The 14470-nt window shown below is 64.0% G+C and carries 14 protein-coding genes; 10 read left to right on the forward strand and 4 right to left on the reverse strand.

From position 1 onward, the window contains the following. Position 1 precedes the first annotated feature (1 nt). The 3 genes from BLS51_RS25440 to BLS51_RS25450 form a co-directional block, all read right to left on the reverse strand. Positions 2–481: a DUF3016 domain-containing protein gene (locus tag BLS51_RS25440; protein ID WP_090190471.1), complete on the reverse strand. Its 480-nt coding sequence runs from the start codon at positions 479–481 to the stop codon at positions 2–4. Between the two features lie 90 nt (positions 482–571). Next, on the reverse strand, positions 572–871 hold the full coding sequence (locus BLS51_RS25445; RefSeq protein ID WP_090190468.1) for a putative quinol monooxygenase: 300 nt from the start codon (positions 869–871) through the stop codon (positions 572–574). Further along, positions 868–1548, reverse strand: a complete 681-nt coding sequence (locus BLS51_RS25450; protein ID WP_090190465.1) for a type 1 glutamine amidotransferase domain-containing protein — start codon at positions 1546–1548, stop codon at positions 868–870. The genes BLS51_RS25445 and BLS51_RS25450 overlap by 4 nt, the downstream gene beginning before the upstream one ends. Before the next feature lie 123 nt (positions 1549–1671). Here BLS51_RS25450 and BLS51_RS25455 point away from each other — a divergent pair, with 123 nt between their 5' ends. The 10 genes from BLS51_RS25455 (at position 1672) to BLS51_RS25500 (ending at position 13751) form a co-directional block, all read left to right on the forward strand. Then, positions 1672–2571 (forward strand): LysR family transcriptional regulator, encoded by a 900-nt coding sequence (locus BLS51_RS25455; protein WP_090190462.1) that lies wholly within the window; start codon positions 1672–1674, stop codon positions 2569–2571. 104 nt (positions 2572–2675) lie between these two features. After that, the gene (locus BLS51_RS25460) at positions 2676–4775 is read left to right on the forward strand and encodes a S53 family peptidase (protein WP_229207747.1); all 2100 of its coding nucleotides are present in this window, start codon (positions 2676–2678) and stop codon (positions 4773–4775) included. Positions 4776–5088: 313 nt separating this feature from the next. Continuing rightward, complete coding sequence (locus BLS51_RS25465) at positions 5089–5763, forward strand: gluconate 2-dehydrogenase subunit 3 family protein (protein ID WP_373994359.1); 675 nt, start codon at positions 5089–5091, stop codon at positions 5761–5763. A gap of 29 nt (positions 5764–5792) precedes the next feature. Further along, positions 5793–7565, forward strand: coding sequence for a GMC family oxidoreductase (locus BLS51_RS25470; RefSeq protein WP_090190451.1), 1773 nt, complete (start codon positions 5793–5795; stop codon positions 7563–7565). After that, a complete protein-coding gene (locus tag BLS51_RS25475; protein WP_090190448.1) occupies positions 7562–8827 on the forward strand; it encodes a c-type cytochrome in 1266 nt (421 codons plus the stop codon). The genes BLS51_RS25470 and BLS51_RS25475 overlap by 4 nt, the downstream gene beginning before the upstream one ends. Positions 8828–8995: 168 nt before the next feature. After that, positions 8996–9457 (forward strand): rhodanese-like domain-containing protein, encoded by a 462-nt coding sequence (locus tag BLS51_RS25480; protein ID WP_090190446.1) that lies wholly within the window; start codon positions 8996–8998, stop codon positions 9455–9457. Positions 9458–9461: 4 nt separating this feature from the next. Beyond that, positions 9462–10382: a serine O-acetyltransferase EpsC gene (epsC, locus tag BLS51_RS25485; protein WP_090190442.1), complete on the forward strand. Its 921-nt coding sequence runs from the start codon at positions 9462–9464 to the stop codon at positions 10380–10382. After that, entirely contained in the window at positions 10379–10630 is a 252-nt protein-coding gene (locus tag BLS51_RS25490; protein WP_090190440.1) for a helix-turn-helix domain-containing protein, read from the forward strand. Before epsC ends, BLS51_RS25490 begins: the two co-directional genes overlap by 4 nt. An 83-nt stretch (positions 10631–10713) precedes the next feature. After that, the gene (locus BLS51_RS25495) at positions 10714–11646 is read left to right on the forward strand and encodes a family 2A encapsulin nanocompartment shell protein (RefSeq protein WP_090191008.1); all 933 of its coding nucleotides are present in this window, start codon (positions 10714–10716) and stop codon (positions 11644–11646) included. Positions 11647–11654: 8 nt separating this feature from the next. Further along, positions 11655–13751, forward strand: coding sequence for a family 2A encapsulin nanocompartment cargo protein cysteine desulfurase (locus tag BLS51_RS25500; RefSeq protein ID WP_229207746.1), 2097 nt, complete (start codon positions 11655–11657; stop codon positions 13749–13751). Between the two features lie 52 nt (positions 13752–13803). On the opposite strand, the gene BLS51_RS25505 is transcribed toward BLS51_RS25500, so the two are convergent. Beyond that, on the reverse strand, positions 13804–14412 hold the full coding sequence (locus tag BLS51_RS25505; protein ID WP_090190437.1) for a hypothetical protein: 609 nt from the start codon (positions 14410–14412) through the stop codon (positions 13804–13806). Between the last annotated feature and the right edge of the window lie 58 nt (positions 14413–14470).

Here is a 14470-nt window from a genome sequence, read left to right on the forward strand (position 1 = left end):
TTCACTTCGCCGGCAAGATCTCCTTGCGGAACCAGTTGTCGAGCATCTGCTTCTCGTAGCCGTACAGGTCTTGCTGGTACATATTGAAGCCCATCTGGTAATTCGGGTCGGCCAGTTTTTTCTCGCCGCTGCTGATAACCTTGCCGTCCTGTTCGATGCTGTAGCGCAGGTGGATGCGTGGCCAGTCGGCCTGGCCTTTGGTGACGCGGATATCGCGCACCGGGACGCGGGGGAAGACATCGCCCGCCAGGTCGATATCGAGGAACTCCACTTTCAGCACCTGGCCGGCTGGAAGCTGCCCGGACAACTTGTTCAGGTGTTCGGTGAAGTTGTACTCCATCGTTTCCAGGTCCTTGTAATGGCGCGGCACATCGGTCATCTCGGTCGCGTTGATGTAGCTGACGTTGGCTTCGGCGGCGACGCTGCCCGCAGTAAGTGCGAAGACGATTGCGACAGCGGTTTTCAATGCAGACGTTTTCATGGCGGTCTCTTATACAAAGTATTGTTGGGAGACTATACGCCTTTTTGGCCAGGGCCCCGTCGCACGGCGTGTGCGGCGGGGCTTCGCTACTCAGGCGCGCAGCTGCAGGATCTCGACCTGGCGGTCCGCCAGCAGCGGCAGGGCGCGACCGATCACCAGCGACTGGTAGTGCTCGGACTGGCGATGCGCTTCCAGTGCCGCTTCGTCGCGGTAGTGCTCCAGTAGTAGCACACTGTGAGGCTGATCGACGCCCCGGTAGGCTTCGTAGCCGAGGCAGCCAGCTTCGGCCAGCGACTTGGGACGCATTTCCGCCACGATCGCCAGCACCTCGCCCAGCTTGCCGTCCACCGGCTGCCAGCGGGCGACGACGGTGATGCCGCCGGCGCTCATGCTGCTGCTCCTTGCAGGGCTTTGACGATTTCCTTGGCCAGCGCGCCGCCCGAGGCGGGGTTCTGGCCAGTCATCAGGCGGCCGTCGACCACGACCTTTTCCTGCCACACATCGGCCGAGGCGTAGATCGCGCCTTCTTCGCGCAGCGCGGTTTCCAGATTGAACGGTACGTCGGCCTGGGCGTAGCCGGCTTCTTCGTCATTCGAGAACGAGGTCAGCTTGCGGCCGTGCACCAGTGGCGTGCCATCTTCCAGCTTGACGCCGAGGAAGGCTGCCGGGCCGTGGCAGACGGCGGCAACGATCTTGCCGGCTTCCCAGGCGCTGACCACGGCGCGTTTGACGTCGGGATCATGGGCGATGTCGACCATCGGGCCGAGGCCGCCAGGGAAGAAGATGGCGTCATAGTCGCGCACATCGACTTCTGCCAGCTTGCGGCTATGGTTCAGGCGGCGAATCGCGGCGCTGTTGCGGAAGGCCAGTTGCGCCGGGTCGGCGCCGTCGTAGCCGTCTTCCGGGATGGCGCCGCCCATTGGCGACGCGTATTCGACAGCGATGCCGGCTTGTTCGAACACCTCGACCGGGTGCGCGACTTCAGGGAAGAAATAACCGGTGGGACGTTTGTTCGGGCCAATCTCTGCAGCGTTTGTCAAAATAAACAGTACGTGTTTGATGCTCATGATAAGCTCCTGTGGTTTGAAAGAATCCCGTAATGTCGCGGGGTTGAGGTAACTATAGGCGCATCGGCCAGGCGGCGGTAGATACTGCTATGATGACTCAGTGTCAAATTATTTGAGCCAATCATGAGTAATCCTTCGCCAATACTTGATGAACTGCGCGCCATGGCCATCTTCGCCACCGTGGTGCGCAGTGGCAGTTTCGCTGCCGGTGCCCGCGCGCTGGGACTGACGCGCGCCGTGGTCAGTCATCACGTCCGCACGCTGGAGGCCAAGCTGGGCGTGCCGCTGGCGCAGCGCAGCACCCGCAGCTTCAGCCTGACGCCGGCCGGCGAGGCGTTCCGCGTGCATTGCGAGCGCTTGCTGGATGAGGCCAACGATGGCATCCGGGGCATGGAATTGCTGCGGGCCGAGCCGCGCGGCGAGGTGCGCATCACCTGTTCGCATCACTTCGGCAGCAAGCGCATCATGCCGGCGCTGCTGGAGTTCCGCCGCCGCTATCCGGCGATACGTGTGCATGTGGCGATGAATGACGCCAATGTCGATCTGGTGCAGCAAGGGATAGAGCTGGCGGTGCGCGCCGGCCCGCTGGCGGATTCATCGCTGGTGGCGCGGCGGTTGGTGCGCGAGCCGACCATGTTGTGCGCTTCGCCGGCGTATTTGCGCCGCTACCGCGCGCCGTCCGCAGTGGATGAACTGGAGCAGCATCGCTGGGTGATCTATCCGCCGACGCAGCGCGCCGCCACGGTGCGCATCGATGGCAAGGAGATGCAGATTCCGGTAAAGGGCGATGTGGTCACCGACAGCGCCGCCGCGCGCCTGGCTTTCGTGCTGGCCGGCGAAGGCATCGCCCGTCTGCCAGCGTATGACGCGGCGTCGCTGCTGGCAACGGGAGAACTGGTCCACGTGCTGCCGGAAGCGCAGACCGCGCCGCTGGAAATCTACCTGGTGCATTCGCAACGCATCGGCCCGAGCGCCCGCCTGCTGCGCGATTTCCTGCTGGATGCAGGAGCACAGGCTGACTAAACACCCTCCCTTTACGCAACTTTACGCAGCTTATAGTCAGGCTGTAAATATTTCCGCATGGGAATTTGATAGCATCTGCTGACCCTCTCACATGCGAGATCGTCATGCCTAAATTTTCACGTACTTCCCTGATGCTTGCCATCGCCGCGCTGTTAAGTGCTTGCGGTAGCAGCAATGATACTGCTTCCGAAACCACTTCAGCGGCGCCGCTGGCGACGGCTTCCACCATCCTGCAACTTGACGACGGCGAGCTGACGCCGTCCGATGCGACGCAATTTGCGCAGCCTTCGTTCCACATGGCGCCGGTGCTGCTGGATACACCGGCCGATGCGCAAACGGCGGTGCATACGCAAACCGTGCCGACCGCGTTCCGCCGCCTCAACACGCGCCAGCTGACGCTGGATTCGTTGCGCGTCGCCCAGGCCAACCGCAGCAGCGACAGCGATAGCTCATCGGCGACGCCGCTGGCGACTGCCACCACGGTGGTCACCTACACGCCGGCGCAAATCCGTGCCGCGTATGGCTTGCCGGCGCTGCCCGGCAGCTACAGCAACCTGAGCGCAACGCAAGCGGCACAACTGGGCGCCGGCCAGACCATCTACATCGTCGACGCCATGCATAACCCGAACGTGGCTGCCGAGCTGTCGGCCTTCAACAGCAAATTCGGCCTGCCGGCCTGCACCACCAGGACCATTGCCACCAACGCCAGCCTGCCGTTGGCGAGCGCATCCAGCAGCGCTTGCGAATTGTCGATTGTCTACAGCACGTCCAGCGGCGGCATGACCGCCACCGCGCCAACCTATGATTCCGGCTGGGCCACCGAGATCGCGCTTGATGTGCAGTGGGCGCACGCCACCGCGCCATTGGCGCGCATCGTACTGATCGAATCGGCCAGCGCCAGTTACAGCGATCTGCTGGGCGGCGTGCGCCTGGCCAACAACCTCGGCGCGGGCGTGGTGTCGATGAGCTTTGGCGGTAGCGAAACCAGCAGCACCAGCTCGGTCGATAGCGTGTTCTCCGCCGCCAATATGACCTATCTCGCCGCGACCGGGGACTCGGGCGCGGGCGTGGCCTGGCCATCGGTGTCGTCCAAAGTGCTGGCGGTCGGCGGCACCACGCTGACCTATGGCGGCGCGGGCGCGCGTTCGGAAGTGGTGTGGTCGAGCACCGGCGGCGGCGTCAGCGCCTATGTGGCAACGCCGGCGTATCAGAGCAGCGCCGTGCCGGGCATGGGCACCACCAGCCGCCGCACTGTGGCGGACGTGGCCTTCAATGCCGATCCGAACAGCGGCCAGTATGTGGCGGTGATCGCTTCCGGCAGCAGCACGGTGAAGTGGACCAGCGTCGGCGGCACCAGCCTGGCGACGCCGCAATGGGCTGGCCTGGTGGCCATTGCCAATGCGTTGCGCGCGGTTAATGGCAAGGCCGCGCTGGCTGCACCACATGCGGCGCTGTACACCAATATCTCCACCGTGGCCGGTACGTACGCCAGCGTGTTCAAGGACATCACCAGCGGCAGCCACGGCACCTGCTCGGCGTGCAGCGGTGAAACCGGTTACGACCAGGCCACCGGCCTCGGCACGCCGAACGGCGACGCGCTGCTGTCGACCTTGTCCGGCCTGACCGTGCAGACGGCGCCGGTCGTGACGGCCGCCACCATCAACGGCAAGGCCGGCACGGCGCTGAGCTTTACCGCGCCGGTCACGGCCAGCAATGCGGTGACGTATGCGCTGTCCGGCGCGCCGTCGGGCATGAGCATCAGCAGCGCTGGCGTGGTCAGCTGGGCTGCGCCGGTGGTGGGCACGTATAGCGTCACCATCACCGCCAAGGACAGCGTGAACGGCCTCAGCGGTTCGGGCGTTATCACCGTGGTGATTGCTGCGGCCAGCAGCAGCTCCAACACCACCACCACTACGACCACCACCACCGCCAGCGGCGGCCCGGTTATCAAGGCCAGCGCCATGACGGGCGTGGCCAACCGCGCGCTGAGCGGCACCATCAGCATCAGCGATGCGACCAGCAAGTCGGTGTCGGTCAGCATTTCCGGTGCACCGCTGGGCATGACTTTCCAGGTCAATGGCATGCAGATCACCGCCACCTGGGCGGCGCCGAAAGTCGGCAGCTACACGCTGAAAGTGGTGGCCACCGACAGCAATGGCGCCAGCGCCGCCGCTTCCATTCCGGTCACTGTCACCGCGCGTTAGCCCTCCCTCCGCCTAAAGCACGAGGCCCGGTCCACTCCCATGCAGGGTGACCGGGCCCTTTTGTTTCCGCTACATTCTGGTATAGTCTCGCCGCTAATTGGTCAGGCCAATTGTTACGTGGTCAGGCCATATATTTAGCAATGAATAGTTTGACTGTGTAATAAAACTGTTTTAAACTGCCTTAAGTTTTTGCGCTATATCAAGTTTTTACGCCCGCTGCAGCCGCTTGCTACCGGGTGCTTTCCTCCCCAAAACTCATCATTCGCTACCTATGTCCTCAGGCAAATTCAGTCCCTCGCGACGGACTATTCTCATGGCCACTGCAGCGGCCGTTCCTATCGCATCCATCCCTCTGGTCCGCCAGGCACACGCCGACGGCCTGGAAAATGTCCAACTCAGCCAGTACCAGCCGGTGTTTTTCTCGGCGCCGGAATGGCAATTCATCATGGCCGCCTGCGACCGCCTGATCCCGGCCGAAGGCCGTGGCCCTGGCGCGCTGGAAACCAACGTGCCGGTGTTCATCGACCAGCAACTGCATAACGGCCTGGGCGATGACGTCTACATGGATGGTCCGCACCCGGAAAATCCGGCGCCGACGCTGGGCTTCCAGGGCACGCTGACGCCGCAGCAGAGCTACCGCGCCGGCATCAAGCTGTCGCAGCAATATGCCAGGCAAAAGTACGGCAAGCAGTTCGAGCAACTGCCGGACGCCGACAAGGATGCGCTGCTGACCGCGCTGCAAAAGAACGAGATCAGCTTCGCCGAGCTGGGCGAGCCGGCGCTGAAGGCGTCGTCGTTCTTCGGGCAGTTGCTGGGCGACGCCAAGAACGGCTATCTGGCCGACCCTATGTACGGCGGCAACAAGGACATGAAGGCATGGGTGGCGATCGGCTTCCCTGGCGCCCGCGCCGCCTTCACCGAATGGGTGGACACGCACAACGTCAAGTATCCGCTGGGTCCCGTCAGCGTCAGCGGAAAACGCGCATAACAGCGTCGCATAAGAACAGAAAGAACATCATGGCAAACATTACTAACGACGAAGTCGACGTCGTCATCGTCGGCCTCGGTTGGGCCGGCTCGATCATGGCCATCGAACTGGCCAAGGAAGGTCTGAAAGTGCGCGCGCTGGAACGCGGCCCGGACCGTCCACCGGAAGATTTCGCCTACCCGAAACCAGCCGACCAATACGCCTACGCGATCCGCAACAAAGTCTTCGCGACGCCGCGCGACGCCGCGCTGACCGTACGCTACAACGACAGCGAAACCGCGCTGCCTACCCGCAAGTGGGGCGCGTTTGCGCCTGGCACCGGCGTCGGCGGCTCCGGCCTGCACTGGACCGGCGTGCTGATCCGCCCGACCACCACCGACATCAAGCTGAAGACCTACGCCGACCACGCCTACAAGCGCGGCACGCTCGATCCTGACATGCGCATCAAGGACTTCCCCTTCACCTGGGACGAGATCGAACCGTACTTCGACAAGTTCGACAAGATCTGCGGCCTGTCCGGCAACACCGGCAACCTGAACGGCGTGATCCAGCCGGGCGGCGATCCGTTTGAAGGCCCGCGCTCCAGCCCGTACCCGCTGCCGGCGCTGCACGACACCTACAACAGCTCGCTGTTTGCCGAGACCGCGAAGAAGATGGGCTACCACCCGTTCCCGAATCCATCGGCCAACGTGTCGCAGGCGTGGACCAACCCGTACGGCGCGCAGCTGGCGCCGTGCAACTACTGCGGCTACTGCTCCAAGTATCCATGCCTGAATTACTCCAAAGCTTCACCGCAGACGACCATCCTGGATGTGGTGAAACGCATGCCGAACTTCAGCATGCGCACCAACGCCAACGTCATCCGCGTTGACCTGCACGCCGACAAGAAGACCGCCAAAGGCGTCACCTACGTCGACGAAAACAAGAACGAAGTGTTCCAGCCGGCCAGGATCGTCATCCTGTCCAGCTTCCAGTTCGCCAACGTGCGCCTGATGATGTTGTCGGGCATCGGCCAGATCTACAATCCGCTGACCGAGACTGGCACTATCGGCCGCAACTACGCCTTCCTGAGCAATGGCGACGCGACGCTGTTCTTCAAGGACAAGCACTTCAACCCGTTTGCCACCGCCGGCGCCACCGGCGAAATGTTCAACGACATCTCACCAGGTAATTTCGAAGACGGCATCAAGCTGGGCTTCATCGGCGGCGCCAAGATCCACAGCTCGCAAGCGACCGGTGCGCCGATCGGCACCGCGCTGCCAAAAGGCACGCCAGGCTGGGGCAAGGGCTGGAAAGAAGGCATGGTCGACTGGTATGGCCGCTCGATGAAAATCGGCATCACCACCACCTGCATGTCGTATCGCGGCCACCACCTGGACCTGGACCCGAACTACAAGGACCCATGGGGCCAGCCGCTGCTGCGCATGACCTTCGACTGGCGCCAGAACGAGCTGAAGCTGCAACGCTACCTGCGCGACATGGTGCTCGGGATTGCCAAGGAACTCGGTCCGGACCATATCAACGAGAATTTCCTGTCGCTGGATTCGCACTGGGACATCACCAAGTACGTGTCGACCCACAACGTGGGCGGCGCCATCATGGGCGATTCGCCGCGCGACTCGGCGCTGAACCGCTACCTGCAATCGTGGGACGTGCACAATGTGTTCGTACCGGGCGGCAACGCGTTCCCGCAGAACTTCCAGGCCAATCCGACCGCGACCATTGGCGCCATCACGCTGTTTGCTGCCGAAGCGATCAAAAAACAATACCTGAAAAACCCTGGCCCGCTGGTGCAAGTATGATCAACAAACTGACGCAATTCCTCACCACGGCAGTGCTGGCGCTGGCTGGCGCCGCTGCCAACGTGGCACATGCCGCCCCGGACCAGGCGCTGATCCAGCGCGGCGCATACCTGGCGCGCGCCGGCGACTGCATCGCCTGCCACAGCGCACCGGGCAAGCCGGCGTTTGCAGGCGGCCTGGCGATCGATAGTGGTCACGGCATCATCTACTCGACCAACATCACACCGGACAAGCAAAAAGGCATCGGCACCTACACCGAGCAGCAATTCTCGGACGCCGTGCGCAAAGGTGTGAAGCCGGATGGCACGCACCTGTATCCGGCCATGCCGTACACCAGCTACGCCAAGGTCAGCGATGCCGACATGAAGGCGCTGTATGCCTTCTTCCAGTCGGGCGTGAAAGCATCGACCTTCGAGCCGCCGGCAACGAAGATGAGCTTCCCGTTCAATATGCGCTGGGGCATGGGCGTATGGAACTACTTCTTCGCCGACACCAAGCCGTTCATCGCGCAAGCGGGCTGGAGCGACAAGGTCAAGCAAGGCGCGTATCTGGTCGAAGGCCTGGGTCACTGCTCCAGCTGCCACACGCCGCGCGGCTTCGCGATGAACGAGAAGGCCAGCAACAGCGGCCAGGCCAACTTCCTCGCCGGTGGCGAGCTGAACGACTGGCCGGTGCCATCGCTGCGCGGCATGCCGCGCTGGAACGAAGCGCAGATCGTCGACTACCTGCAGACCGGCCGCAACCACGGTTCGGCGGTAGCGGGCGAAATGACCGCCGTGGTTGAGCACAGCACCTCGCACCTGCGCGAAGAAGACCTGGGTGCAATCGCCGCCTACCTGAAGGCTCTGCCGCCGGTACCGCCACGCGGTCCTGCCGTCAAGCCGCAAGGCAAGGACGAGACCGCTCGCAAGCTGACCGCTGCCGTCAACCTGTCGCTGGGAGAACGCCTGTACCTCGACAACTGCTCGGCCTGTCACTTCGTCAACGGCAAGGGCGCCTCGCGGGTATTCCCCGAGCTGGATGGCGCCACGGTGATCAACGCCGACAATCCGACCGCGCTGGTGAACGTCATCCTGCATGGCGCGCGCACGCCGTCGACCGAGAAAGCGCCGTCGATCCTGGTGATGCCAGGCTTCTCGCGCCGCCTCAGCGACGCCGAAGTCGCCACGCTGGCCACCTTCCTGCGCCAGGGCTGGACCAACAGCGCCGCCAGCGTCTCCGAACGCGAAGTCGCCAAAATCCGCGCCAAAGCCGCCCACTAAAACTCCGGGGTCAGTTCTGCCAAACGTACACGAGCTCGTGTACGTTTGGCAGAACTGACCCCGGTTCTTATAAGTTTTTCGCCTTTGTGAAGTTGTTTTTATTCGTTTTGTTTAATTTTGACGAAACGTATGCTGGCGTCTATCGCCATCAACGCACAAAGGTTTCCCATGTCAGAAGTCCTCGACCTGCCGGAGCAACTGGCAGCCGTCAAATCCCAAGCTGAATCTTCGGGCCTGTCCTATGCCGGCGGTGTGCCGCCTGACGTGGCCTGGCAATTGTTCTCCAGCGGCCAGGTGCTGCTGGTCGATGTGCGTACCGCCGAGGAACGTAAATTCGTCGGCCATGTGCCCGACAGTCTGCATGTGGCCTGGGCCACCGGCACCGCGCTGACCCGCAATCCCCGTTTCGCCCGTGAGCTGGAAGCCAGAATCGGCGGCAAGGATGCTGTTGCCTTGCTGCTGTGCCGCAGCGGCAAGCGCTCGGTGCTGGCCGCCGAGGCCGCCGCCAAGGCGGGCCTCGGCAATGTCTTCAATGTGCTGCAAGGCTTTGAGGGCGAGATCGATGCGCAGCAGCAGCGCGGCAAGGCCGATGGCTGGCGCTTCCATGGCTTGCCCTGGGTACAGGACTGACACCATGGCCACCTTCGACATCACCGGTGTCGTGCAGTCACTGCACGAGGCGCGGCATAGCTGGCGCCAGACGCAACGCCGCAACAGCGAGGCGGGCAACCGCGAGTTTCCATCGCGCGATGCGCTGTCGTCGATTATCGATTGCCTCAAGGGCGTGCTGTTCCCGATGCGCCTCGGCCCGCCCGACCTGCGCCAGGAGAGCGAAGACTTCCACGTCGCCCACGCGCTGGATGCGTCGCTGCACGCGCTGCTGCATCAGGTGAAACGCGAGCTGGCCTACAACGCCAACCTGCGCGGCGATGGCGGCCCGGTGGACGAGGAAGCGCTGACTGCCGTGCGCAGTTTTGCCGCCGCCTTGCCTGGCATCCGCACGCTGCTGGACAGCGATGTGCTGGCCGCCTATCAGGGCGATCCGGCCGCGCGCAGCGTCGATGAGGTGCTGCTGTGCTATCCGGGCGTGCTGGCGATGATTCATTACCGCCTGGCGCATCAGCTGTACGCGCTGGGACTGCCGCTGCTGGCGCGCATTGTTTCCGAGCTGGCGCACAGCGCCACCGGCATCGACATCCATCCAGGCGCGCAGATCGGCGCCGGCTTCTTCATTGATCACGGCACCGGCGTGGTGATCGGCGAAACCGCCGTCATCGGCGAGCGCGTGCGCGTCTACCAGGCGGTGACACTGGGCGCCAAGCGCTTCCCCACCGATGCCGAGGGCAATCTGCAAAAAGGCCTGCCGCGCCATCCGGTGGTGGAGGATGACGTGGTCATCTACGCCGGCGCCACCATCCTCGGCCGCATCACGCTGGGCAAGGGCGCCGTCATCGGCGGCAATGTGTGGCTGACGCACGACGTGCCGGCCGGCGGCCGCGTGGCGCAGGCCGAATCACGCGAAGGCGCGCAAGCCAATGGCATAGGTGCGTCATGACAGCGACGATTGCCAATACGCTGGTGCAGGGCTTTGGCCTCGGTGTGCGTCAGTTGCGCGAGGCGCAGGGCTGGTCGCAGGAGCGGCTGGCGGAGAACTCAAACCTCAACCGCTCCTACATCGGGGAGATCGAGCGCGGCGTGGTGATTGCTTCGCTGGTGACGGTGGAAAAGCTGGCCACCGCGCTGAATCTGACGCCGGCCGCGCTGCTGCTGCACGGTGAACGGTGGCGGCAACCGCAAGCTTGATGGCTATAGCCTGTTGAGCGCTTAGGTATCACACCGCACACTAGGCTAGTTACTTTCTTTAACTAATCCAGATGGGAGTCATGATGTCGGCAACAGTAGGTGGGACCACGGCGCTGGGCGATAGCGCCGCACGGCAATTAGCAAACGCAACCAAGACCGCACCGCAGCTCTCGACCATCAGCCCGCGCTGGCTGACGCATCTGCTGCAATGGGTGCCGGTGGAGGCCGGTATCTACCGCCTGAACCAGGTCAAGAATCCGGAAGCGATCAAGGTCACCTGCACCGCGCGCGAAGAAGAAAACCAGCTGCCGCGCACCTATGTCGACTACGAAGAAAATCCGCGCGAGTATTTCCTCAACGCGGTATCGACCATTCTGGATGTGCATACCCGCGTGTCCGACCTGTACAGCAGCCCGCACGACCAGATCAAGGAACAGCTGCGCCTGACCATCGAGACGATCAAGGAAAACCAGGAATCCGAGCTGATCAACAACCCGGATTACGGCCTGCTGGCGCAAGTGACCGACGAGCAGCGCATCTTCCCGCTGACCGGCGCACCGACGCCGGACGACCTCGACGAGCTGCTGACCAAGGTGTGGAAAGAGCCGGCCTTCTTCCTGACCCATCCGCTGGCGATTGCCGCCTTTGGCCGCGAGGCGACCCGTCGCGGCACGCCGCCACCGACCATCAGCCTGTTCGGCTCGCAGTTCATTACCTGGCGCGGCATTCCGCTGATTCCGTCGGACAAAGTGCCTGTGGCCGACGGCAAGTCGAAGATCATCCTGCTGCGCGTGGGCGACAAGCGCCAGGGCGTGGTGGGCCTGTTCCAGCCTGGCCTGCCGGGCGAGCAGAGCCCGGGCCTGTCGGTGCGCTTCATGGGCATCAACAACCACGCGATCTCGTCCTACCTGATTTCGCTGTACTGCTCGCTGGCGGTGCTGACGCCGGATGCGCTGGCCGTGCTCGATGACGTGGAAATCGGTAAATACCACGACTATCCAGACACTTATAAATAAGGCGCGCCGTGAGCCATCCAACTCCTTCTCTGCCGGTGGCTTCCGAGCCGGCCGGCGCGCCGTTCGATCCGGCGGCGCTGGCGCGGCTGGCGAATGCGCTGTTCCAGGCCGGGCCTGATGCGAGCCCGGCCGGTTCCACTGGCGGCTTCGGCCCGGCCGGTGCGCATGCGCCCGGCGTGTCCGGCGCGCCGGCGCCTGTCGCGCCATTGGGCACACCGCTGGGCGTGCATGGCGTGCAGGCGCCGGCCAATATCGCGCCACCGGGTTCGCCGCTGGCCAGCCCGGCCGGACTGGGCCCCAACGTGCCGGGTACGCCGATACCGCAAGGCCAGGTGCCGGGCACCAATCTGATACCCGCCTCGCCGACGCAGGTGCTGTCGCTGGGCAATCGGGCACCGGCATTGGCGCCGGCCGCACCAGCCGGCAACGGCGCGCCGGACAAGGTGTACAGCACGCTGCCGGGCTATGAGCCACGCAGCGGCAGCGCCGTGCTGGGCGTGCCGGAAGCCGTGGGCGCGGATGCGCCATCGCACGGCGGATCGTCGCCGTTCTACTTCCTCAACGAGCGTTACGGCCAGTCGGGTACTGGCGTGCCGGCCGGCTACGCGGGTGCTGCCCATCCGGGTACCGTGCTGTCGGACAGCGAGGCGGCCGCTGCGTATCCGCCAGCGGCCAGCCTGCACCCATCGCCATCGCTGGCGCTGCGCGGCTTGAGCGCGCCGCCAGCGACCGGGCTGCCGGGCACCGCGTCGCCGGTTGCCGGACCGTCGGCGACCGACCGTCCGCAATACTACTTTGTCGACGCCGTGGTCCTGCCCAGCGGCTACGTCACGCCAGCCAAGCCGCATCCACACGGCAGCGTGCCGCTGGCCAGCGGCGACCGCCATCCACCGTTCGACGTGCAGGCGATCCGCCGCGACTTTCCGATCCTGCAGGAGCGCGTGAACGGCCGCCAGCTGGTCTGGTTCGACAATGCCGCCACCACGCACAAGCCGCAATCGGTGATCGACCGCATCAGCTACTTCTACGCGCACGAGAACTCCAACATCCACCGCGCCGCGCACGAACTGGCGGCGCGCGCCACGGATGCCTACGAGGGCGCGCGGGAACGTGTGAAACGCTTCATCAACGCGCCGGAAGTGAACGAAGTCATCTTCGTGCGCGGCACCACGGAAGCGATCAACCTGGTGGCGAAAAGCTGGGGCGCGCAGCACATCGGCGAAGGCGACGAAATCATCGTCTCCAACCTGGAACACCATGCCAACATCGTCCCCTGGCAGCAACTGGCTGCGGCCAAGGGCGCTAAACTGCGCGTGATACCCGTGGATGACAGCGGCCAGATCCTGCTCGACGAATACCGCAAGCTGCTGAACGACCGCACCAAACTGGTAGCAGTGACGCAGGTATCGAACGCGCTGGGCACGATCACGCCGATCAAGGAAATCGTCGAACTGGCGCACCGTGCCGGCGCCAAAGCCTTGGTCGACGGCGCGCAATCGATCTCGCACATGCGGGTGGACGTGCAAGACCTGGGCGCCGACTTCTTCGTCTTCTCCGGCCACAAGGTATTCGGGCCGACCGGCATCGGCGTGGTGTGGGGCAAGCGCGAAGTGCTGGAAGACATGCCGCCATGGCAGGGCGGCGGCAATATGATCGCCGACGTCACGTTTGAAAAAACGGTATTCCAGCCGATTCCCAACAAGTTCGAAGCCGGCACTGGCAACATCGCCGACGCGGTTGGCCTGGGCGCCGCCATCGACTACGTCAACCGCGTGGGCATCGAAAACATCGCCCGCTACGAGAACGACTTGCTGGTCTACGGCACCGAGCAGCTGCGCAGCATCAAAGGCGTGCGCCTGATCGGCACGGCGGCCGACAAGGCCAGCGTGATGTCCTTCGTGCTGGCCGGCTACAGCACCGAAGAAGTAGGACACGCACTGAACGACGAAGGCATCGCCGTGCGCACGGGCCACCACTGCGCGCAACCGATCCTGCGTCGCTTCGGCGTTGAAACCACGGTCCGCCCGTCACTGGCGTTCTACAACACCTACGACGAAATCGACCGCCTGGCGACAGTGATCCGCCGCCTCGCCGGCCAACGCTAGTAAAACCGCAAAATCGGGGTCAGTTCTGCCAAACGTACACGGCCTCAACCGCTTAGCGGTTGAGGCCGTGTACGTTTGGCAGAACTGACCCCGGAGGCTGATCCTTCTTTGGCGGACGGTTGCGGATGGCGCCGATCTGTTTGAGTTCCTTGTCGCTGGCGTTGGCCAGCAGCGCTTCGTGCGCCTTGCCCAGTTCGATGTAGTGCACTTGCTCCGGCGTCAGCGCATTGCCGCGCAGCGCCCAGCTGGTGAGCGCGCCGGTGGCCAGGCAGCAGAGCAGGACCAGCACGGTGTAGACGGCGATCCAGCCGCCGGTCTTGAATTGCAGGATGTTGAGTGACAGGCTGGTCTTGCGCGCCGCTTCGGTGGCCTCCTGCAACTGGCCGACCATGCCGGTGACCGCCGCCTGCGTGGCAAGCGTGGCGGCCGCGCTGGCCTGGGCGCCGGCGTCGTGCGCCAGTTGTTGCGCTTCGGCGTTGATGCGCACCGCTTCGGCGATCTTGCCGTCAATCTGGCTCAGGCCGGCATTGGCCAGCCGCACCAGCTTGTCGCAATTGGCGATCTGCCGCGTGACATTGGCCACCTCGCCGTGGAAGCGGTCTACCTCCTTGGCGTGGGCGTCGAGCTTGTCGTTGAAAAGGTCGAGTTCAGCTTGGTTCATGGCGCGGCCGGCGATTAGACGATGTTGCCATCATACATCGCCGCCGCGCCCTTGTATC

Source organism: Duganella sp. OV510 (assembly GCF_900100205.1).
Classification (GTDB): Bacteria; Pseudomonadota; Gammaproteobacteria; order Burkholderiales; family Burkholderiaceae_D; genus Rugamonas.

Coding starts and splice junctions, on each gene's coding strand:
- BLS51_RS25440 (WP_090190471.1), bottom strand. CDS start 481: ATGAAAACGTCTGCATTGAAAACCGCTGTCGCAATCGTCTTCGCACTT.
- BLS51_RS25445 (WP_090190468.1), bottom strand. CDS start 871: ATGAGCGCCGGCGGCATCACCGTCGTCGCCCGCTGGCAGCCGGTGGAC.
- BLS51_RS25450 (WP_090190465.1), bottom strand. CDS start 1,548: ATGAGCATCAAACACGTACTGTTTATTTTGACAAACGCTGCAGAGATT.
- BLS51_RS25455 (WP_090190462.1), top strand. CDS start 1,672: ATGAGTAATCCTTCGCCAATACTTGATGAACTGCGCGCCATGGCCATC.
- BLS51_RS25460 (WP_229207747.1), top strand. CDS start 2,676: ATGCCTAAATTTTCACGTACTTCCCTGATGCTTGCCATCGCCGCGCTG.
- BLS51_RS25465 (WP_373994359.1), top strand. CDS start 5,089: ATGGCCACTGCAGCGGCCGTTCCTATCGCATCCATCCCTCTGGTCCGC.
- BLS51_RS25470 (WP_090190451.1), top strand. CDS start 5,793: ATGGCAAACATTACTAACGACGAAGTCGACGTCGTCATCGTCGGCCTC.
- BLS51_RS25475 (WP_090190448.1), top strand. CDS start 7,562: ATGATCAACAAACTGACGCAATTCCTCACCACGGCAGTGCTGGCGCTG.
- BLS51_RS25480 (WP_090190446.1), top strand. CDS start 8,996: ATGTCAGAAGTCCTCGACCTGCCGGAGCAACTGGCAGCCGTCAAATCC.
- epsC (WP_090190442.1), top strand. CDS start 9,462: ATGGCCACCTTCGACATCACCGGTGTCGTGCAGTCACTGCACGAGGCG.
- BLS51_RS25490 (WP_090190440.1), top strand. CDS start 10,379: ATGACAGCGACGATTGCCAATACGCTGGTGCAGGGCTTTGGCCTCGGT.
- BLS51_RS25495 (WP_090191008.1), top strand. CDS start 10,714: ATGTCGGCAACAGTAGGTGGGACCACGGCGCTGGGCGATAGCGCCGCA.
- BLS51_RS25505 (WP_090190437.1), bottom strand. CDS start 14,412: ATGAACCAAGCTGAACTCGACCTTTTCAACGACAAGCTCGACGCCCAC.